Here is a 17,816-nt window from a genome sequence, read left to right on the forward strand (position 1 = left end):
GGATTCGAGTCGCGACTGCTGAACTCCGCGCCGTTGCTGGAGGTTGGGACTCTCCAGTCGGCACGCCGCACGTGAGACCGGCACGCCGTCGAGGGCGTAGCGGCGGAAGCGGGTGTAGACGGTCTGCCATGCTCCCTCCGGGGGCCGCGGACTAGCCACCCGTCCGAGCCGCCGTGCTCGGACGAGCCGAGCGTCGGTGACGATGGTGCGGTGCGAGGGCGGATGCCACTTGTGCCCGGGATACAGGGATCGACTGTCGACTGGAGACCGATGACCTGGGCGGACTGGATCGGCCGAGACGAGTGGCCATCGCTCATGTTGCGCGCTCCAGCCCTGATTCGAAACACACGTGTTGCCCGGTCGTGGCCGCCCCGTACCAGTCCGCGAAGTGAACGCTCACCCCGCGACCAGCAAAACTGCCGCACCAGAGCGACGTCCCCGGACCGGTCCATCACATTCCAGACCGGAACGCAGTGGGTCCACCTGCCGGAGAGGTATGGCAACTGGCGAGGCGTCTACAACCGGCTGCGGATGTGGGCCCTGGACGACACCTGGGAGCGGGTCTTCACCGCGCTGGTGGCCCAGGCCGATGCCGACGAAGACCTGACCTGGGCGGCGTCGGCCGAAGAGCCGGCCGATCACGCCATCGGCCGGTCCCGCGGCGGGCTGCGCACGAAGATCCAACTGGCTGCGGACGCCGATGGCCGCCTCTTGCCTTCGTTCTCACTGCCGGGCAAGCCGGTGACGCACCCGCCTTCACCGAGGTGATAGCCCGTTTGCGTGTCCCCCGCCGCCGTGCGTCGGCCCACAGAGGTCGGGCGCCTTCGGACGCTGTCACTCCGTCGGCGGTTGCCGGACCGCTTCGCCCCGCGAAACGTTGCCTGTGCGAAGCGTAGGCGGTGGGGAGCACCGGGCAGGCGATCACGATGCCGTCCGGCTGCTTCCAGGCAACGGCCTTGTAGTAGCCGACCGCGCAATCAGTGAGCTGCCGTACGGCGAGGCTTCCGTACGGGCAGCCGATCGAGGGATGGAGACAGCGATGAGCATGCCCCTGACCGAGGCGGCAATCGAAGCGAGGTACCAGAGTTCGTTCGGCCGGGCTGCGGGCTATCTGCCGCGGGACCGCAAGGCGGTCGACGCGTGGCAGGTGGAGTTGGTGCAGAGGGCCAGGGCGCAGTTGGCGGGGCAGCACGTCAAGCCCGTCCAGGAACTGGCGGATCTGCTCGACCGGGAGACGGATCTCCGGGACCGCGTGACGCGGACGATCGAAGGGGCCCTGAAACTGCATCCTGGTGGAGTCAGGAACATCGACGAAATGCTGACCTGTCTTGACGAGATCACGCAGACCGCGCCCCACTACCGTCTGGATCCCAGGCAGCGCATCTACTTCCCGATGTCGGCCCTGTTCTGCTACATGATGGCCGTCAAGGACGACGGCTGGGAGCTCTTCCGTGATCAGAGGTTCAATGACGCCCTGCGGAAGATCCTCAAGGCATGGTGCGTCTTTCTGGACAGCGAGGAGAGCCGCTACGTCCTGTACGACGGCCCCGACGGCTGGCTGAGTCAGGCGGCGTATGAGGACTTCAAGCTCTACGAGTTCGAGGTCGATCCGGACGCCCCCTACGGCGGATTCGCGTCCTACAACGCCTTCTTCCACCGGCCCATCAAGCCTGAGTTCCGCCCCAACGGAGCACTGCACGATCTGCGGGCGGTCGTCTCTCCGAACGACGGCTCGGTGGTCATGGCGTATGCGAACGTCCAGAAGGACGCCGACATCCTCGACATCAAGCACCAGCGGTACTCGCTGCGGAAGTTGCTCAGCAAATACAGCGGCATCGACAGTTTCGTGGGCGGTACCGTCTTCCAGTCGTTCCTCTCGGGGGCGAACTATCACCGGTGGCACGCTCCCGTCGACGGCGTGATCGAGTACAAAGAGACGGTTGAGGGGTTGATGTTCAGCGAGCTGTATTCGAAGCAGGTCGACCCGACCGCCGGTACGCTCTCCCAGGGCTACCAGGCCAACGTCAACACGAGGGGGATCGTGGTCATCAAGAGCACGTCCCCCGACATCGGCAAGGTCTGTGTCATTCCCGTCGGGATCACCGAGATCTCCTCGGTCACCATCACAGCTGAGGTGGGCCAGCGGGTCACCCGGGGGGACGAGATCGGGTACTTCAGCTACGGCGGGTCGAGCATGTGCCTGGTTTTCGAGCCGAACAAGGTCGACTTCACCGTTCCCACTGGGGTTCCCGGCACCGTCACCGACGACGGCGCGCCCATCTTCGTCAATTCGACGATTGCGCGGGCAAAATGATCAGTTGAACGGCGGCAGTCCGGTGTCGCCCTGCTCGGCGACGGGCTTCGCGGGCGTCGACGTGAAGGACAACGATGGCACGTCCGCCCCTGTCCGCCGTGGCGGTGAGCAGCCCCGCATCACCGACCTCAAGCCCGGTGACACCGCCACCTTCAGCATCTCGTACAAGGTCGACTTCAGTGGCGACAGCCTCGCGTCCCCGACCAACATCATCGTGACGCCGCCGAACGAGACCCACAGCGTGTCCCTGAAGTGGCCCGCGGAGGCACTGAAGCTGGCCGGCCCGTACGACGACAAGATCCAGGTCGATCCCGTCGGCACAGCCCTGAGTACGCGACTCAGGGCTGTCCCATAATTGGTCTACGGGATGCCTGTTGGCCAGCCCGTTTCCCTGTCACCCGGCGAGGGTGAGGTTGTGGAGGCGGGCGATGCCGAGCATGGCGTGGCGGACGCCGTCACCCTTGAGTCGGCAGTCGGCTTCTCCGCCGGCGGCCAGTCGGTGGCGAGCTGTCTGGCCGCCTTGATGACGGTCGATGATCGTGCGGCTGAGGTTGTGCGATCACAAGGTACGCAGGAAGCCTTCGAGGGCCTTGTTGAAGATTTCCGGGCGTTCCATGTTGGGGTAGTGGGCGGTCCCATCGATCGAGATCGCGTGGCCGTCGGCGACGGTGCGGATGAGGCGTTCGGCCATGCCGAGGTGGTCGGGTGAGTCCAGGGCACCGTTGATGGCCAGCACGGGAACGTCGATCTTGGCGGCACGGTTCCAGGTGTCATGGACGGGGATGCGCAGGTCGGGTTCGTCGGGGGTGTGCTTGGACAGCGTGCTGCGGGTCATCTCACGAAGGCGGCCGACGACCTCGGGGTCGAGATCGTCGAGGGTGCGGTGCGGGCCCGGGGCGAAGCGGGTGAATGCCTCGACGGCGGTGTTCAGGTCACCGGCGGCCATCGCCGATTGCCAGGCGGTCCAGGTTCGGGTGGTCCAGGGGTCGGTGAAGTACGGCTCACTGGTCCCGACGCCGATGACGACCGCGGCACGGACCAGTTCCGGGTACTCCAGCGCGGTGTCGACCGCGATGCTCCCTCCCATGGAGACGCCCACCAGGATCGCGGGGCCGGTATCCAGATGCCGTAGCAGCGCGGCGAGGTCATCGGTGTGCCGGAACGGTTCGCTGGCGTTGGCGGACCGGCCGTGGCCGCGGGCATCGGGCGCGATGACGCGGTACCGCGCGGCGAGGGCCGGTATCTGGTCGTCCCACATGCGGTGGTCCAGGAAGCCGCCGTGCAGCAGGACGAGGGGTTGGCCGGCGCCGGCGTCGAGCCAGAACAGATCATCCATGACAACCAAGGTGTCATTCTTCAGATGGAATGGCAACTAAGGTGTCATCACGATGGCGTGAATGAGACAACGAGTGACCTGGCGTCAGAAGAGCTGACCGACCGGCTCACCGAGGTGTTCGAGCTGGTGGGCCCGCTGTACCGGCGCACCCAGCGCAAGGTGTGACAGGACGCGTCCGTCGAGGGGCTGTCGGCCTTTCCGGCCCCTCAGCTCGTGCCCGAGTGCTGACCAGGTGAGAGGAGCCGATGCCGTCTCGATGATGGTGCCGTTGAAGGTGAGCCGGTCGACGATGGCGCGCAAAGACGAGGGGCAGTGGAGGTCTCCGTCCATCCGCCGAACGACTCGGTGGAGGCGATGGCGACGCCGTTCTTTCCCTCCCGATTCTTTCCCTCCCGATCGATCACGCGCCTGGAACGGCACGTCGGGGCCGTGGCGGTCCGGATCCATGTGTGGGGTCATGTGTTGGGTCGGGACGAGACGCCGTGCACTTGGGGTTGGTCGCCACGGATGCTCGCAGGCTCGCGCAGACCGTGGAGCGCGCGCCGCTCAGGCATCTCGCAGTGTCACGGTGGCGATCTCCAGGAAGTCGCGCAGCAGCCTCTCGCGCCGGTCCACGGAAACGGCCAGGCAGGTCTCGATCGCTGGGGCGTCTGTGACGGGGAGGTGGATGAGGTCGGGGCGGGAGTAGGACCGCGCGACGCTCAGCGGGATGAGGGCGATGCCGTGCCCGGAGGCGATGAGCTCGAACTTTTCTTCAAGCGACGATGTCCGCCGGTTCGGTACGTCGAGCATCCGCTCGCCGTCGAGGTCTGCGGAGGTGAGCTCCGGGCGACTCGCCAGGGGGTGCGTCACGGGCATGCAGGCGACCCTGGGATCGTGGCCGATGGGAATGATGCGCAGGCCCGATTCGTCGAACTGCCGTCGCATGTAGCCGACTTGGGCTCGGCCGTCCCGGAGCGGCCGATCCTGCTCCCACCAGCGTGACGGGATGACGTCGATCTCGACGTCCGCGTGGCGCGAGGTGAACGCCCGGATCGCCTCCGATACGTGCAGCCCCGGCGAGAAGGCGATCGCGAGCCGTTGGATTCCTTGATCGACGTCGTGGACACGGCGGACCGCCGCGGCGACCGACGGGAGGATCTGCTGCGCCTCCTCGTAGAGCTGTTTGCCGGCGGCGGTCAGCTCCACGCTGCGGGTGGTCCGTAAGAGCAGCGTGCACCCCAACTCCTGCTCCAATGCCTTGATTTGGCGGCTGAGCACCGGCTGGGCGATGTAGAGCTGTTCCGCTGCACGGCCGAAGTGCCGGTGTTCGGCCAGCGCGGCGAAGTAGCGGAGCTTGCGCATATCGAGATCCATGCCCTGAAGGTATCAATCGTCGGTAAAGGGTATTGGACGCCGCGAACGGCCGACCCGAGACTCAAAGCATGATCGTCATCACCACTCCCACCGGCCAGATCGGCGGCCGGCTCCTGGAGATCCTCCTCAACGAGACCCGCACGCGCGGCGAAGAGCTGCGCGCCATCGTGCGTGACCCCGGGAAACTCCCCGACGCGGTCCGCGCCCGGGTCGACGTCGTCACCGGCTCGCACGACGACGCGGAGGTCGTCGACCGGGCCTTCACCGGTGCGGACGCCGTCTTTTGGCTGGTTCCCCCAAACCCACAGGCGCCGAGCCTGGCCGCCATGTACTCCGAATTCAGCCGCGCTGCCGCGAAGGCGTTCACGACCCATGGAGTCGGACACGTCGTCGGCGTCTCGGCCCTCGGCCGGGGCACCCCCGTCGCCGACCGCGCCGGGCACGTGACGGCGTCGCTGGCCATGGACGACCTCATCGCGGATTCAGGCGTGGCCTACCGGGCGCTCGCCAACCCGACCTTCATCGACAACCTGCTGTGGCAGGTGGCTTCGATCCGCGACGACGGCGTGTTCACCGGCACCGACGCCGCCGACCACAAGGGGCCGGTGGTCGCCACCCGGGACATCGCCGCGGCCGCCGCCGACCTGCTGCTCGACCGCTCGTGGACGGGGACCGGCGAGGTCCCGGTGCTGGGCCCCGAGGACCTTTCGCCGAACGACCTGGCGCGCATCATGTCCGACGTGCTCGGCCGGCCGATCCGCTACGAACGGCAGACGTTCGACGACTTCCGCACGGCACTCGCGGGACGAGGCATGGCGGACGCGCTCGTGCAGGGCTACCTCGACATGATGCGGGCCAAGGCCGACGGCCTCGACGACGGGGTGCGGCGCACCCCGCAGACCGCAAGCCCAACGCCCTTCCGCGAGTGGTGCGAGCAGGTCCTCAAGCCGGCGGTCCAGGCATGAGCGCCGGGACCGCCCTCATCGTCGGGGCTTCCCGGGCCCTCGGGCTCGCCCTGGCCACCGAGTACGCCCACCGCGGCTGGGACGTCATCGGGACGGTCCGGGGCGATCGGCGCACCGGCCTCCACGACCTGGCCGAGGCTTCCGAGGGTCGCGTCACCGTCGAGTCGCTGGACATGACGGAGCCGGAGCAGATCGCCGCCTTACGCGAACGCCTGGCGGACCGCACCCTGGACCTGCTGTTCGTCAACGCCGCCATCGCACGGGGCAACATTCCCGTCGGCGAGGTCCCGACGGAGATGTTCGTCGACGTCATGGTCACCAATGCACTCAGTCCGATGCGCGTGGTCGAGTCCCTCCGCTCCCTGGTGGCGCCGACCGGGACCATCGGCATCATGTCCTCGCGCCAAGGCAGCCTCAGCCTCAACACCAACGGCGGTCAGGACGTCTACCGCGCCAGCAAGTCCGCCCTCAACCAGCTGATGCGCAGCTACGCCGTCCGTTACGCCGATGCCGCGCACACGCTGCTGCTCATCTGCCCCGGCCACGTCCGCACCCAACTCGGTGGCCCCGACGCGCCGTTGACCATCGACCAGTCCATCCCTGGCGTCGTGGACACGATCGACCGCCACAGCGGCGAACCGGGTCTGCAGTTCCTCAACTACCAGGACCAGACCGTGCCCTGGTAACCGTCGTCGGACTGCCGCCCCCGCCGGAGAACGACCACAGCCCGGTGCTCCTTCCGGCTCGACAAGGGGGCGGTGGGCGACGTGGGTGAGGCGAAGCGAGTGCAGCATGGGCATGAGCAGGCATCCGCTCCCCGGACCGGCGTGGGAGCGGATGCCGTTGGGCCCGTCGAGACAGTGCAGCGCTGCGTGTCGGTTCGCACCAGCCGGCGGGCAGAGCCGAACGTGTGGCACCGGTGCGCCACACGAGTACCTTCGCCCAGTTGTGACGGGATGCGCCGTTCTGCCGCTGGTCCGGGCAGCCCGGTGTCGCCAGGCCGTCCGGGTGGCGGAACGAGTACCTGTCCGCGAAATCAACGGAGCCGGGGGCCGACGCCTGCCAACACGGCGACTGAATCCCGCCGGACCAACTGCCCCGCAGAGCAGCAGACTTCCCTTCATGCGCGAAACCGACAACGAACTCTTCACCCTCCTCACCACCGCCTACGCCGACTGCGCGGCACGGATCCGGCTCGTCCGATCCGACCAGTGGACGGACGGCACGCCGTGCGAGAAGTGGGACGTCCGGCAGCTCGTCGGCCACCTGGTCCAGGGCAACCTCATCTACACCGCGTTGATGCACGGCGGCTCGGCCGACGGGTTCCTCACACAGCTGGATCAGGATCCTCTTGGCGACCACCCGTTGGCCGACTACGAGCGCGCCTCGGCCGCGATGCTCACCGAGTTCCGGGTTCCGGGCGCACTCGACCGGACGGTCGACTACCCCTTCGCTCCCCTCACGGCCCGGCAACTGCTCGGGCTGATGATCACGGACACGCTGACCCACACCTGGGACCTGTCGCGCGCGATAGGCGCCGACGATCAGCTCGACGGCCATCTCGTCGACTGGGTCATGGGAAACGTCGACTGGATCTATGCGGGCGTGGAGGAGAGCCCGCTCGCACAGACAAGGAGCGATCTGTACTACGGGGAGCCCGTCCCCAGTCCGCCGTCCGGCCCCGACTCCCCGCAGGACCGCCTGCTCCGCCTGATGGGGCGCCGCCCGTGAACAGACTCCGAGCGCGGGGCCGGATCACGACCGCGGCCGCCCCGTGGTCGTTCACGTCGCACGGAGCGCGAAGCGCCGAACATGCTGGCCTGCCACAGGCCCCAGCGACACAGGACGGGTCCGTACCGCACCAGCTCGCCCAGGCTCGCCAGCCGGGTGCGGTAGCCGGCGGACGCCGATGCACTTGCTCACCACACAGGACACGGTCTCACCTGGCAACCCGGTCACCAACGCCCACCGCCTCACCGGGGCTGCTCGACTTCACGGGACGAGCTAGGAGGCGACCGATTCGCTGTGCTGCTGCCCGCCGCCTGCGACGTTCAGGTGGCACCGGCCGTTCTCGCAGGAGCGTTGCAGCCGGCCCCTCGAAAGGGTTTGCAGCAACCCGACCGTCCAGCACATCGGGCACCCGCGCAACGCGAGCAGACCTGCCGGCAGGAGCACCAGGCTGACCGGCCCGACGACCGGTAGGAGCGCCACTGAACCGGCCAACGTCCCGAATCCCACCGTGCCGCGCACCAGATGCCGTGCCAGGGAGGCGCTCGCGAAGTCAGGGCCGTCAGTCTTCGTTCCAGGCATGGGTTCCTCCGGGAGCTGATTCCGATGGGGCACGGAGCGCGTGTTGAACCGCTGCGCGGGCCCGGTGCAGACGCGATTTCATGGCCGCCGAACTGAGGCCCAGTGCATCGGCGACCGTCCGTCCGCTATGGCCTTGGATGTCTCGCATGACCAGCACCCGCCGCTGATCGGGTGGCAGTGCGGCGACCGCTGCCGCCACCCTCTCCGCTTCCAGGCGTCGCAGTGCCTCGTCCTCGGCCGAGTCCACGGCAGTGTCCGAAAGCGGTGACTGGTCGCGCACCATGGCCCGTGCACGCCGAAGACACTCGTTGCGGACGATGCGGAACATCCACGAGGCCAGCGCCCCGGAGGCCCGCAGCATGCCGATCTTGCGGTACAGGATGATCAAGGCTTCCTGCGCCGCGTCTTCGGCGTCCTCCGGGGTCGCACAGAGCGAGTGGGCGAAGCGCCGCACATGCGGATGCGAGCCCGACACCAATGCGGCGATCGAGGCAACATCACCACGCTGGGCGGCGATGACCAACTGTTCGCCGGGCCAGGCCGAGTCAGCCACGTTCACCCCGCTTACGCTTCATGACGAGCACGCAGGTGCAGAGCAGCACCACTCCAGCGGCGACACCGATACCGAGGATCACACCAACCTCCAGGTCCTGCCCGACGTTCGTCGGTACAGGCATAAGAGGCACGGTGTACGCGAAAGGATTCAGCCCTGGCCGGGGAAATCTGGACCTCCCGCCTTCTGCGCGAGGTCGCCGCACGCCGGGAAGCAGAGCAGTGGCTCCCGCTCCCCTTGTGTGGTGGGCGAGTGCGGTTCGGCCGCATCGGTCAGAGCCGGCATGGCCCCACTCTGGTCAACGTGTGACGTCCCGGGACCGAGAGGACGGCCCCCATCGCCCCAGCAACGCCGGCGGGGCGATTACGGCTTACGGGCCAGGGCACTGGAAATCAGCTGCTCCCACACCGTCAGATCGCGCTTGATTGCGCTGATGTCGGCGATGCCTTCGCCGGGCACAGGGTCCGGCCGCCACAGTGAGCAGTTCACCAGACCCGGTTCGAGCAAGTCCAGGTCGCCGAGCAGGCCGGTGATCTCCTCGTCGGTGCGCCAGCGGCCCCGGCCGAAACTTCCCTGCAGCTTCTGCTCCGCGAGCCGGGTTTCCTCGTTCTCGCCGGAGCGGAAATGAGAGACATAGACCTGGCTGTCCGATGGCACCCGGTCCGTCCACCAGCGCACGAGATCGGCGGGCCGCTCGGCATCGTTGAGATGATGCAGGATGGCGCTGAAGATGACACCCACCGGCTCGTCGAAGTTGATCAGGTTCGCCACGTCGGGGTTGTTGTAGATCTCTTCCGGCTCACGCAGGTCCGCCTGGATCACCGTGGTGCGGTCGTCGGTGGCCAACAGGGCACGGCCGTGGGCGAGCACGATCGGATCGTTGTCGACGTAGGCGACGCGCGCATCGGCATGGTGCCGCTGGGCGACCTGATGCACGTTGTCGGCGGTGGGCAGGCCGCTGCCCATGTCGACGAACTGGCGGATGCCGTCGCGCGCCATGGCGGCCACGGCGCGAATCAGGGCCTGGCGATTGCTGGATGCGATCGCCACCGAACCGGGCAGATCCTTGATGAAGAAGTCACCGATCTCACGGTCGACGGCGTAGTTGTCCTTGCCGCCGAGCAAGTAGTCGTAGACGCGGGCGATGCTCGGCTTCGACTGATCAACCCTCGTGGTGCTATCGGCCATCGGAACAACCCTTGTCGCTCGGTCTGTTGGTGCGTTAAGTGTAGGAGAACCCGCCCCGGCCGGGATGTCCCCCACCTTCCGAGTGGCCAGTCTGGCCTGGCGGCTCAGTTGATTCCCGCATCACTCCCACACCACAACCTTGATCCTGACGTACTGAGGATAAGCCGGATGCGGACCCACGGAATCGATGGAAAATACGCCGACCGCCCCTTCGGTTGAAGCAAAGCAAAATGTGCCGATAGGTTGATTTCCTCGCCAGGCATCAACCCATTCTTCCTCCCGAGCTGACGTCGGCAGCTGCGCAACGCAGGTGTCCCTGTCGACGGTATCCGCGGTCCCCGCGACTTCGACCACTCGACCGCTGTTGACAACGATCGCTTCGGAGGCGAACCAGCCCGTATTCAGATCGGCCCCAACGCTTACCAGCGAAGGATGAGGCTTATCGACATCCAGCCCGAGATCCGATACGCCGTCCCGCTCCAGTGGCAGATCGGCTTTGCCCTCCCACCGTTTCGCAACGGGCGAATTGGGCTTGGGGGATTTCGTTGGGGAGCCTGACGTTGGTGGCGAAGTGGTCGGCGTAGTCCGTCCTGAGCTGGAGGGTGATGGTGGAGACGTAGCAGGAACCGGAGGGCTTACCGGGCCCGGGCCAGGCGGCGTCTCCGTTTTGCCATCACTCGTTGCCAACCCAAAAATACCAGCGACAATCGCCACGATAACGGCCGCGCCGGCAGGAATGCAGGCAAGTATGAGCGCGCGCCGGTGTTTTTCACGCTCATCCGATGACGATGAGTCAGGAGTGGTTCCGGTCCCGGCATTGGTGGAGTTTTGGTCACCTTGTGCCATCAAAGCCCCCCGTGGCGCGACGCCGCTCACCACACAGCGTAGAGGGTCAGAGGCATTGAGTTATGGCACTTGATAGTGCTACCAGTCAGTAGTCGCGAGGGCCCGCCAACTCCCGCTGGAGACGGTGGGTTTGATCACCCAGCGACGTCGTCTTGCCGTAGGGCGGGGACCACTCGGCCGGCACACGTGGCGCGACCGGCACCAGGGGTATGGTCCCCGCCCTCCACCCTCAGTCGGGGCACTTCTCCTTGATCTTGTATGTCATGGCCTTCGGGTAGTCATGGCGGGCGAGCCTGATCTGGGCCAGGGTTGGTCCGGTGTTGATGGTGTCCTCCGGGTTGGCGATGCGGTCCAACAGGGCAGACAGCTGCCCGTGACTGTGGATCTGCTCGCCGGTCATCGGGGTCTTCTCGGATCCGAACACCTCGGCCAGGCGGTCGTAGTTCCAGGGGTGGAGGACGTTGTAGAAGTCTGCACCGTCGGACGTCCGGCCCTTGAAATAGCAGGGATTGACCAGCATCTGCTCGATGCCGTAGAAGCCCTCGTTGTCCAGCACGAAGATCACGGGGTTGAGCAACTGCCGGACATGGGTGGCGAGTTCCTGGCAGGTCTCCTGGAACGATCCGTCGCCGACGAACACCAGCGGGCGCTTGTTCCGCCGCTTCCTGGCGAGGGCGATCCCGGTGGTGGCACCGACCGAGTAGCCGATGGACAGCCAGCTGTTCTGCGCGATGTACGAGGCACGTTCGGGCATGCGCAGGTTCATCGAGCCGATCAGGGCGAACGCGGCGTCCGAGATCACGGTGTAGGGGGTGGTGGCGCCGGTGCCCGAGCCGGTGGTCTGCTCCTGGAGGAACGCGCTGATGTGCTCGAAGAAGCTGTCGTAGGTCACCGGCAGGTCCGCCGACTGGTCCGAGGAGCTGAGGCCGGACAGGTAGGCGTCCGTGCTCGCCGGTACGTCCAGGCCCTGGCCATGGGCGTATGTGAAGGCGTCGGCGGCCAGACCGCGGTCACCGTAGCGTTCCCTCAGGGCCCTGCCCAGCTCCTCGATGAAGTGCGGGAGCTGGACGCTGGGGAAGTACCTGGCGCCGACGCTGACGCCGTCGCGCACGGCGACCGCCCAGTCGTCGCCGAGCGCCTGCTCGCCGCCGAGGTTCTTCGACGTCGACCAGGTGCCCAGCCCGATCCGGCAGCCATGTGCCTTGAAGGTCTCACGCACCTTGGGATCGCTGGCCTTGCCGTTGTAGACGCCGGAGAAGCCCGGGGTGTTCTCGGAGACGACGGACTTGGCGCCGATGGTGGTGCAGAACGGGATCCCGGTGCTCTCCACCAGTGCGGTGAACTTTCCTTCCAGCCGCTGGCGTTCGATCTCCTCACCGGCCCACAGGATGGGATTGCGGTGCCGGTCGATCATTTCCACGGTGGCCTTGACCGCCACCTGGCACATCTCGTCGTTCCGGGCGGTGTACGGGCGCTCCCGGCGTTCGATCGTGCCCTTCGGTTCGGGACAGGGCGCCTTCCAGACATCGTCCATGATCTCCAGGTAGACCGGCCGGCTCTCGGACAGGCACGCGGTGAGCGCGGTGTCGATCTGGACGGGAGCCAGCGCGGCGTTGGAGATCACCTGGGCGTCGACGGTGACCTGGCGGTAGACGTCCAGGTTGCTCTCGCGGCGCTGGCTCATGTGGGAGGTGAGCAGGCCGATCGCCTGGTAGTTGAGCCACTGCTCGTAGGACGGGGCCGCGTTGATGGCGACCAGCGGAACGTTTTCGACGTAGGCGCCGCCGATGGGGTTGAGGAGGTTGAAGGAACCCACGCTGTAGGTGACGGCGACGGCGCCGATGGCCACCTCGCCCTTGTCCAGGTCGGCGTCGGCGGCCTTGGCCCGGGCGTAGGCGTCGGCGGCGTAGCCGGCTCCCACCTCGGTGGGGGTGCCGACCCACTGCACGTCGGTGGTCTCCTGCATGATCGACAGGAACGGGCCGAGGTGGTCGCCGGGCACCCCGAACAGGTGGGTGACGCCGAGCTGTTGGAGACGGGTGGCGAGGTAGCGGCCCACGTTCCACGCGCCGGTCTTGGTTCTCGTCATGACGTCACAACCTCCTGCGGACGGTCGGCTGCTGCGGGTTCCATGGCGGCGAGGTCGGCCGGCCGCGGCGTCTCGTGGACCGCGAGGGCGGCGGCCACGGCGGTCTCCACCGCGCCCTCGATCCAGGCGTGCTTGAGGGAGATGTGCTCGCCGGCGAAGTGGATCGGGCCCTCCGGCAGCATCGCGTCCAGATGGAAGCTGGTCATCTGGTGCGGGGTGTAGACGGCGGCCTCACCGAAGGCGTACGGATCGCGCAGCCAGCTCTGGGTCCGGCCGTGGAAGGTGTAGAACGCCTCGATGCGGCGGCCGTGGAGGGTCTGGAGGTTGCGCAGGGCGTAGATGTAGCGCTCGTCGTCGTCCATGGAGTCCCAGCGCGCCGCGTCGTCCGACCAGCTGTAACTGGCCAGGACCACGCCGCCCTCGCTGCCGGGGACGGGATGGGAGGGGTAGTACATGAAGCGGTTGGGGTTGTCGGTGGTGGAGCCGCCGCCGAAGACATGACTGGCTTCCCGGACCGGCGCCTGCTGCAGCGACCAGTTGCGGTAGTGCTTCAGCTGTGCCTCGTTGATCTCGGTGTCCGCCACCCCGCTGAGCAGGCCGAGCGGCCCGTGCGGGGCGTTGCGCAGGTGCTCCGGCATGGCCCGTGCGGCCTCGGCTTCGTCCTCGCCCTGCTGCTGGTACCACCGGTACAGGTCTTCGCCGAGCTCCCGTTTCCAGTCCTCCTCGATGAACTCCCACCAGCGGCGGGAGAATTCGAGCAGTACCTTGGTGGCCTGGTCGTAGTGGGTCTCGATGATGGCGCGGCGCTTCTTGTACGAGAAGGGCGGGTTCACCTGGGTGAACCGGAGGCTGGAGAAGGGGACGGTGACGATGGCCAGGTCGCCTTCCCAGGTCCGCGGCGGGGCCTGGGGGTCCTGCTCGCTCACCGTGTCGATCTCCACCCGGTGCCCGGACGACCGGGTGAGCCGGCTGGTGGCGCCGTCGCTCCAGGGGTCCAGGTATTCCAGGCGGGTCATCCGCTGGCCCATCTGGATGTTGCTCTTGAGGCCGTCCGCGAGCCGGTAGGGGAGCTTCCAGCTGCCGCCGTCGATCTCCCAGTAGGTGGCGTTGGGGTTGATGTCGCTGCGTCCCAGGAAGGTGTGGAAGAAGGCCAGGTGGAGGCGGGAGGTCATGTTCTCGATGGTGCCGATGGCCTCGATCGCCTCGTCGCTGAAGCCCGCGTACTCCCGCAGGAAGCGGCCCATCGAGTAGCCGTCGAAGTCCCGGATGACCCTGGCCCAGCCGTCCAGCCACTCCTCGAAGGGTTTGTTCTCGCGCTCGCCGTTGCTCTTGAGCACGGAGTAGTAGTCCCGGACCGGTTCCAGAGCCTGGTTGACCAGTTGGGACACCTGCGCGCAGGCCTCGCTGCCGGAGAGGTTGAAGCCCTCGTTGACGGGGCGTGGATTGAGGGCGTAGTCCCTCCTGCGGACCTGGACGCGGTTGGTGCGGATCCAGGTGCGGTTGGCCTTGTTCGGGGCCTTGAAGTCGGGGCTCTCGTTGCCGTACTGCCACTTCTCGTCGTTCTTGAAGGAGCGGTAGACAACCGGGGGGACGGGCACCTTCTCGTCGCCGGTGCCCGGTTCGATGTCGACGTTGTAGAACAGCCGTCGGGTCAGGCCGAGTTTGTCGATGAGGGCCAGGGTGAGCGGGTGGAAGTCCGGAACCCGCATCGCCCCGGCCTCGGCGTACTGCTTCTCGTCCCAGAAGGCGGGCTTCTTCGGGTCCTCCGTACGGAAGGTCTTCAGCCTGCCACCCACCCGGTTGGCGTTGGCCTCCAGGATGGTCACCTCGTGGCCGGCGTTTTTCAGCAGGTGACCGGCGACCAGACCGGCGATGCCGGCGCCGACGATCAGGACACGCTTGCGCTCGGCGGCGGTGGTCGGGGGCAGACCGTTGTCGATCAGCGTCTTGAGATAGCGCAGTTTGAGGTCTTCGTCGTTCGGGCCGATCAGCAGCAGGGCACGGGCGAGCTGCCGGTGGAGTTCCGAGGGAGGTTCGGGTTCGGGGCCGTGGCCGTTGCTGGACGGGGGGACCGTGAAGGTGCTGCTGTCCATGCGTCGCTTCCTATGTCAGAGGTGGGGGAATGCCGGATGAACCGGATGGAAGGGCCCGTCAGGTTCTGGGCGGTGGATCGCCCGCGGCGAGGTGACGGAGCGTGGTGCGGGAGGGGTGACGGCGTATGCCATGCCCTTGGTGGTGAGAGACTGCGCCATGTTGGTGACGTCGCCCTTCGGGCCGTGGTCGAGTTCCCTCGGTAGGGGATGCCGCGCAGGATGCGGTGGCTTTCCGCGCTCGGGCCGGCCGTCTCTCCCCTGCCGCGCGGGGATCCGTTCGGCGGATGTGCGCCGCGCAGGGGGCACGCCACCCCTGGTGTCGTTCGCGTGGTCGAAGTCGTTGGTGTCGCCGCCGCTGGTGAACGCCGCCAGGAGGTTTCCCTGGATCGCCCGCGACGTACGCGGCGGGGGGACGGGGAGTTCCACGACGGGCGGCGAGTCAGGGCACACCCGGGTTGTGGTCATGCGGGAACTCCTCCTGGACGGACACCGGGGGGATCACAGTGGTGGGGCATGGCGCTACAGAACGTAGCCACGGGAAGGCGTGCATACCCTCTACGAATATTCCGGACATAACGGAAACTCTCAAACGGCCGTGCGCCAGTCGAGGGGCCGCGGCGCTCGCCCGGAGCGCGCGACAACGGAGGGGCCTGACAGGTCCGCATCCCCTGGATCGGGGCAATGACTCAAAGATTCACTTGACCACGGAGCGGCCGGGGCTGGCACGTCCCGGTCATACGGGCTCGGCCTCCAGGCGGCTGGGAGCGCTGTTGCGTGAGCGCAGGATGCCGGCCGTGCAGGCGGCGATGACGCAGAACGTCACGGGCAGGAAGAACGTGAGGTTGAGCGGGACGAAGCGGGTCAGGGGTCCGATGACGGCAGGCCCGGCGAGCATGCCGAGGTAGCCGAGGCCGGCGACGCGGGAGACATTGGCCCCGGCGGCGTCCTGGTCGGCGTGGCCCGCGGCACTGAAGAGTTGGGGGATGCAGCCGGACAGCCCGGCCCCGAACAGGGTCCAACCGATCAGCGCCAGGGGAATCCACGAGGACAGTGCCGACACCATCAGGCCGAGTGCGGCGACGGATGCTCCATAGCGGAGGACGGCCGTGGGGCCGAACCGCTCGGCCACCCGGTCGGTGAGCAGGCGGCCGACGGTCATGGCGGTGGCGAAAGCTCCGTAGGCGAGGGCGGCGGTGGCGGCGGGCGCGTCCAGGACGTCCCGCAGCTGGAGCACGCTCCAGTCGTTGGCCACCCCTTCGCAGAGCATGAGCATCAGCGCGAGAGCGGCGAGTGCCCAGATGCGCCGGGGAGTTCGGCGAATGCGGGGCCGTCGCGGCCGCATCTCGGACGCGGGGGCCTCAGCGGCACGGGCACGCTCGGGTGGCAGCAGCGCGGGCGCGGCCAGCACGGATACGGCGAGGCCGAAGACGGCCACCGCGCCGAGGGTTGCCGGTGGCCCCACGCCCCAGCTGAGCGTGCGCGCACCGACCAGCGCGGACAGGACGCCACCGATGGAGAACATGGCATGGAAAGCCGACATGACCGGCCGTCGGTAGCCGCGTTCCACTTGGACGGCATGGGCGTTCATGCTGACGTCCAGGCAACCGTTGCCGAAGCCGAGCAGCAGCAGCGCCGCCCCTAGCGGCCAGACGCCGGTGGCCAGGCCAGGCAGGACCACGGCAGTGCTGCACAGTGCCGCGCTGACCGGTACGACGCGGCGGGCGCCGAACCGGTCGGTGAGCGGGCCGACGATCTGCATGCCGGCGAAGGCTCCGGCACCGAGCAGCAGCAGGAGCCAGCCGAGCACGGCGTGGGTGATGCCCGCGCGGTGCTCGACGGCGGGTATGTGGACGATCCACATCCCCATGAGGAAGCCGTTCAGGACGAAGTAGGCAGTGGTGGCCAGCCGGCCACGCCGCAGCGTTCTCTCCATGGATACGAACATAGCGAACATGATTCATGTTCGAAAGATTGATCTACCCACACGCGACGTGTTCAAATTGACACATGGGAAGTACAGACCGACTGAGGCAGATCACCGAAGCCGTGCGGGAAGCGGGCCGGATGGGCGTCGCGGAACTGGCCGGGCTCACCGGCGCCTCGGAGATGACCATCCGCCGCGACCTGGAGGTTCTGGCCGACCAGGGAGTTCTGGAGCGCTACCGGGGTGGGGCCAGAAGCCTGGTGCTGCGCGGCGAGGAACCGCCCTTCGCGCTGCGGGCGCAGGAGGGTATGGAGGTCAAGCGGCGGATCGCCGCCGAGGTCGCCGGGCTGATCGCCGATGGGGAGTCCGTCGTTCTCGACAGCGGTACCACCTGCCTGGAAGTCGCCCGCGCACTGGCACACCGCCGCCTGACCGTGATGCCGCTGTCCCTGCACGCGGTCAACACCCTGACGGGAACACCGCAGCTGACACTGCTGGTGCCCGGCGGCCGGCCCCGGCCGGGCGAGCTGGCACTGACCGGCCCCCTGACCGAGGCGTCCCTGGCGGCCCTGCGGTTCGACACCGCCGTCATCGGCTGCTGCGGCCTGACCGCGACGGACGGCCTGACCGCCTACGACCTGGAGGACGCCGCCGTCAAACGCGCCGCGATCGCCTCGGCCCGCCGCGTCCTCGCCGTCGCGGAGTCCGCCAAACTCACCCGCACCGCCCTCGCCTTCGTCGCCCCCGCATCCGCCCTGCACGCGGTCGTCACCGACGAGGCCGCCCCGGGCGACGAAGCCGACGCACTGGCCGCCGCGGGCGTGACCGTACGGAAGGTGTGA

The 17,816-nt window shown here is 67.6% G+C and carries 16 protein-coding genes and 2 pseudogenes; 7 read left to right on the forward strand and 11 right to left on the reverse strand.

The genetic code is table 11. The annotated features are described in order from the left end of the window. Positions 1 to 315: 315 nt before the first annotated feature. The 3 genes from V2J85_RS41175 (at position 316) to V2J85_RS00240 (ending at position 2,669) form a co-directional block, all read left to right on the forward strand. The gene (locus V2J85_RS41175; RefSeq protein WP_419836737.1) at positions 316 to 768 is read left to right on the forward strand and encodes a transposase; all 453 of its coding nucleotides are present in this window, start codon (positions 316 to 318) and stop codon (positions 766 to 768) included. A 271-nt stretch (positions 769 to 1,039) separates the two neighbouring features. After that, positions 1,040 to 2,314: a phophatidylserine decarboxylase associated domain-containing protein gene (locus V2J85_RS00235; RefSeq protein WP_330820234.1), complete on the forward strand. Its 1,275-nt coding sequence runs from the start codon at positions 1,040 to 1,042 to the stop codon at positions 2,312 to 2,314. A 4-nt stretch (positions 2,315 to 2,318) separates the two neighbouring features. Beyond that, positions 2,319 to 2,669 carry a DUF4232 domain-containing protein gene (locus V2J85_RS00240; protein WP_330820235.1) on the forward strand — a complete coding sequence of 117 codons (351 nt, stop codon included), beginning with the start codon at positions 2,319 to 2,321 and terminating at the stop codon, positions 2,667 to 2,669. A gap of 39 nt (positions 2,670 to 2,708) precedes the next feature. On the opposite strand, the pseudogene V2J85_RS00245 reads toward V2J85_RS00240, so the two are convergent. From V2J85_RS00245 to V2J85_RS00260, 4 genes and pseudogenes are all read right to left on the reverse strand, one after another. Beyond that, positions 2,709 to 2,789 (reverse strand): annotated as a pseudogene (locus V2J85_RS00245) (IS5/IS1182 family transposase); the annotation flags it as partial. An 84-nt stretch (positions 2,790 to 2,873) separates the two neighbouring features. Then, the gene (locus V2J85_RS00250) at positions 2,874 to 3,650 is read right to left on the reverse strand and encodes an alpha/beta fold hydrolase (protein ID WP_330820236.1); all 777 of its coding nucleotides are present in this window, start codon (positions 3,648 to 3,650) and stop codon (positions 2,874 to 2,876) included. Between the two features lie 205 nt (positions 3,651 to 3,855). After that, positions 3,856 to 4,030 (reverse strand): annotated as a pseudogene (locus V2J85_RS00255) (IS21-like element helper ATPase IstB); the annotation flags it as partial. A gap of 166 nt (positions 4,031 to 4,196) precedes the next feature. Continuing rightward, positions 4,197 to 5,006, reverse strand: coding sequence for a LysR family transcriptional regulator (locus V2J85_RS00260; protein WP_261953726.1), 810 nt, complete (start codon positions 5,004 to 5,006; stop codon positions 4,197 to 4,199). A gap of 68 nt (positions 5,007 to 5,074) precedes the next feature. Between V2J85_RS00260 and V2J85_RS00265 the strand changes: the two genes are divergently transcribed. The 3 genes from V2J85_RS00265 to V2J85_RS00275 all read left to right on the forward strand — a co-directional run bounded on the left by V2J85_RS00265 (position 5,075) and on the right by V2J85_RS00275 (position 7,702). After that, positions 5,075 to 5,971 (forward strand): NAD(P)H-binding protein, encoded by an 897-nt coding sequence (locus V2J85_RS00265; protein ID WP_330820237.1) that lies wholly within the window; start codon positions 5,075 to 5,077, stop codon positions 5,969 to 5,971. Then, positions 5,968 to 6,657, forward strand: a complete 690-nt coding sequence (locus V2J85_RS00270; protein ID WP_330820238.1) for an SDR family oxidoreductase — start codon at positions 5,968 to 5,970, stop codon at positions 6,655 to 6,657. The genes V2J85_RS00265 and V2J85_RS00270 overlap by 4 nt, the downstream gene beginning before the upstream one ends. Before the next feature lie 436 nt (positions 6,658 to 7,093). Then, entirely contained in the window at positions 7,094 to 7,702 is a 609-nt protein-coding gene (locus V2J85_RS00275) for a TIGR03086 family metal-binding protein (RefSeq protein WP_261953723.1), read from the forward strand. A gap of 559 nt (positions 7,703 to 8,261) precedes the next feature. Here the strand turns inward: V2J85_RS00275 and V2J85_RS00280 are convergent. The 7 genes from V2J85_RS00280 to V2J85_RS00310 all read right to left on the reverse strand — a co-directional run bounded on the left by V2J85_RS00280 (position 8,262) and on the right by V2J85_RS00310 (position 16,983). Next, positions 8,262 to 8,834: an RNA polymerase sigma factor gene (locus tag V2J85_RS00280; RefSeq protein WP_330820731.1), complete on the reverse strand. Its 573-nt coding sequence runs from the start codon at positions 8,832 to 8,834 to the stop codon at positions 8,262 to 8,264. Further along, positions 8,827 to 8,958 (reverse strand): hypothetical protein, encoded by a 132-nt coding sequence (locus V2J85_RS00285; protein ID WP_261953721.1) that lies wholly within the window; start codon positions 8,956 to 8,958, stop codon positions 8,827 to 8,829. Before V2J85_RS00285 ends, V2J85_RS00280 begins: the two co-directional genes overlap by 8 nt. Positions 8,959 to 9,197: 239 nt before the next feature. Further along, positions 9,198 to 10,022, reverse strand: a complete 825-nt coding sequence (locus V2J85_RS00290; RefSeq protein ID WP_330820239.1) for an SAM-dependent methyltransferase — start codon at positions 10,020 to 10,022, stop codon at positions 9,198 to 9,200. A gap of 120 nt (positions 10,023 to 10,142) precedes the next feature. Next, entirely contained in the window at positions 10,143 to 10,868 is a 726-nt protein-coding gene (locus V2J85_RS00295) for a hypothetical protein (protein ID WP_330820240.1), read from the reverse strand. A gap of 229 nt (positions 10,869 to 11,097) precedes the next feature. Continuing rightward, positions 11,098 to 12,957: a thiamine pyrophosphate-binding protein gene (locus V2J85_RS00300; protein ID WP_330820241.1), complete on the reverse strand. Its 1,860-nt coding sequence runs from the start codon at positions 12,955 to 12,957 to the stop codon at positions 11,098 to 11,100. Then, on the reverse strand, positions 12,954 to 15,050 hold the full coding sequence (locus V2J85_RS00305) for a flavin monoamine oxidase family protein (protein ID WP_330820242.1): 2,097 nt from the start codon (positions 15,048 to 15,050) through the stop codon (positions 12,954 to 12,956). The genes V2J85_RS00300 and V2J85_RS00305 overlap by 4 nt, the downstream gene beginning before the upstream one ends. 733 nt (positions 15,051 to 15,783) lie before the next feature. Continuing rightward, a complete protein-coding gene (locus V2J85_RS00310) occupies positions 15,784 to 16,983 on the reverse strand; it encodes an MFS transporter (RefSeq protein ID WP_330820243.1) in 1,200 nt (399 codons plus the stop codon). Between the two features lie 74 nt (positions 16,984 to 17,057). Here V2J85_RS00310 and V2J85_RS00315 point away from each other — a divergent pair, with 74 nt between their 5' ends. Further along, on the forward strand, positions 17,058 to 17,816 hold the full coding sequence (locus V2J85_RS00315; protein WP_330820244.1) for a DeoR/GlpR family DNA-binding transcription regulator: 759 nt from the start codon (positions 17,058 to 17,060) through the stop codon (positions 17,814 to 17,816).

This window comes from Streptomyces bugieae (assembly GCF_036352915.1).
GTDB classification, from domain to species: Bacteria; Actinomycetota; Actinomycetes; order Streptomycetales; family Streptomycetaceae; genus Streptomyces; species Streptomyces endophytica.

Excerpts from the sequence above, each read along its gene's own strand:
- V2J85_RS41175 (WP_419836737.1), top strand. The coding sequence starts at position 316 with ATGTTGCGCGCTCCAGCCCTGATTCGAAACACACGTGTTGCCCGGTCG.
- V2J85_RS00235 (WP_330820234.1), top strand. The coding sequence starts at position 1,040 with ATGAGCATGCCCCTGACCGAGGCGGCAATCGAAGCGAGGTACCAGAGT.
- V2J85_RS00250 (WP_330820236.1), bottom strand. The coding sequence starts at position 3,650 with ATGGATGATCTGTTCTGGCTCGACGCCGGCGCCGGCCAACCCCTCGTC.
- V2J85_RS00260 (WP_261953726.1), bottom strand. The coding sequence starts at position 5,006 with ATGGATCTCGATATGCGCAAGCTCCGCTACTTCGCCGCGCTGGCCGAA.
- V2J85_RS00265 (WP_330820237.1), top strand. The coding sequence starts at position 5,075 with ATGATCGTCATCACCACTCCCACCGGCCAGATCGGCGGCCGGCTCCTG.
- V2J85_RS00270 (WP_330820238.1), top strand. The coding sequence starts at position 5,968 with ATGAGCGCCGGGACCGCCCTCATCGTCGGGGCTTCCCGGGCCCTCGGG.
- V2J85_RS00275 (WP_261953723.1), top strand. The coding sequence starts at position 7,094 with ATGCGCGAAACCGACAACGAACTCTTCACCCTCCTCACCACCGCCTAC.
- V2J85_RS00285 (WP_261953721.1), bottom strand. The coding sequence starts at position 8,958 with ATGCCTGTACCGACGAACGTCGGGCAGGACCTGGAGGTTGGTGTGATC.
- V2J85_RS00290 (WP_330820239.1), bottom strand. The coding sequence starts at position 10,022 with ATGGCCGATAGCACCACGAGGGTTGATCAGTCGAAGCCGAGCATCGCC.
- V2J85_RS00295 (WP_330820240.1), bottom strand. The coding sequence starts at position 10,868 with ATGGCACAAGGTGACCAAAACTCCACCAATGCCGGGACCGGAACCACT.
- V2J85_RS00300 (WP_330820241.1), bottom strand. The coding sequence starts at position 12,957 with ATGACGAGAACCAAGACCGGCGCGTGGAACGTGGGCCGCTACCTCGCC.
- V2J85_RS00305 (WP_330820242.1), bottom strand. The coding sequence starts at position 15,050 with ATGGACAGCAGCACCTTCACGGTCCCCCCGTCCAGCAACGGCCACGGC.
- V2J85_RS00310 (WP_330820243.1), bottom strand. The coding sequence starts at position 16,983 with ATGGAGAGAACGCTGCGGCGTGGCCGGCTGGCCACCACTGCCTACTTC.
- V2J85_RS00315 (WP_330820244.1), top strand. The coding sequence starts at position 17,058 with ATGGGAAGTACAGACCGACTGAGGCAGATCACCGAAGCCGTGCGGGAA.